Raw genomic sequence first — 1161 nt, forward strand, 5'->3', positions numbered from 1 at the left:
GGGGTGGTGCCATCCGACAAGGCGGCGTTGAGATCAGCCCCGGCGTTGATCAGGACTTTCACGCAGTTGGTATTGCCTTTTGCAGCAGCGACGAGCAGCGCGGTGGCGCCATTCGGCAAGATGGCGTTGAGATCTGCTTTGGCTTCGATCAGGGCTTGCAGGCAGTCGGTGTTATTTTCCCAGGCAGCGGTTAATAGTGGGGTGACGCCATTCGGCAAAGCGGCGTTGAGATCCGCCTTGGCTTTGATCAGGGCCTTCACGATTTCGGTATGGCCCTTCTGGACCGCGATATAGAGCGAGCTGACGCCATTCGAATTCCGGGCGTTGAGATCCGCATTGGCTTCAATCAAGACTTTCACGCAGTCGGTATTGCCCATCTCAGCTGAGATCAAGAGCGTGGTGGTGCCATTCGCCAGGGCGGCGTTTACATCTGCCCCGGCCTCAATCAGGATTTTCAAACAGTCGGTGTTATTTTCCAGGACAGCCATGAAGAGAGAAGTTCTGCCACTCTGAGTTCGGACGTTGATATCTGCCTTGGCTTCGATCAGGAGCTTCATGATGCTGATATTGCCATTCCGGGCAGCAACGAAAAGCGCGGTGGCACCATTGGGCAGAGTGGCGTTGATATCCGCCCCGGCTTCGATCAGGAGTTTCACGCAGTCGATTTTATTTTCCCGGGCGGCGATGAACAGCGGGGTGACGTCATCATTAGTCCGGGCGTTGGGATCCGCTTTGGCTTCGATCAGGGTTTTCACGCAGTCAGTATTGCCTTTCGCAGCAGCGATGAACAGCGGGGTGGCGCCATCCGACAAGGGAGTGTTTGGATCGGCCCTGGCTTCGATCAGGACTTTCACGCAGTCGGTATTGCCCATCTCGGCTGCGATGGACAGCGCGGTGGCGCCATCCGAATTTCGGGCATTGGGATCCGCCCCGGCCTCGATCAGGATTTTTACGCAGTCGGTGTTATTTTCCTGGGCAGCCATGAGCAATGCGGTGGCACCACTCGAACAGGCGGCGTTGATATTTGCTCCGGCGTTGATCAGGCGTTCGACAACGCCCTTGTGACCGTTAATGGATGCCGCCATCAAGATATTAAAACCATCATCCATAACGGCATTGACATTGACTCCTTCTGCCAGTGACTTCTCCACCTGATCCAAA

1 protein-coding gene is annotated in these 1161 nt (G+C 55.7%); it reads right to left on the reverse strand.

Annotation, left to right across the window (positions count from 1 at the left end; genetic code table 11):
- A partial coding sequence (locus KDK19_RS15745; RefSeq protein ID WP_257292321.1) for an ankyrin repeat domain-containing protein occupies positions 1 to 1151 on the reverse strand: 1151 nt, incomplete at its 3' end.
- Positions 1152 to 1161 lie beyond the last annotated feature (10 nt).

It is taken from the genome of Endozoicomonas sp. ONNA1, from assembly GCF_024606325.1.
Taxonomy (GTDB): domain Bacteria; phylum Pseudomonadota; class Gammaproteobacteria; order Pseudomonadales; family Endozoicomonadaceae; genus Endozoicomonas_A.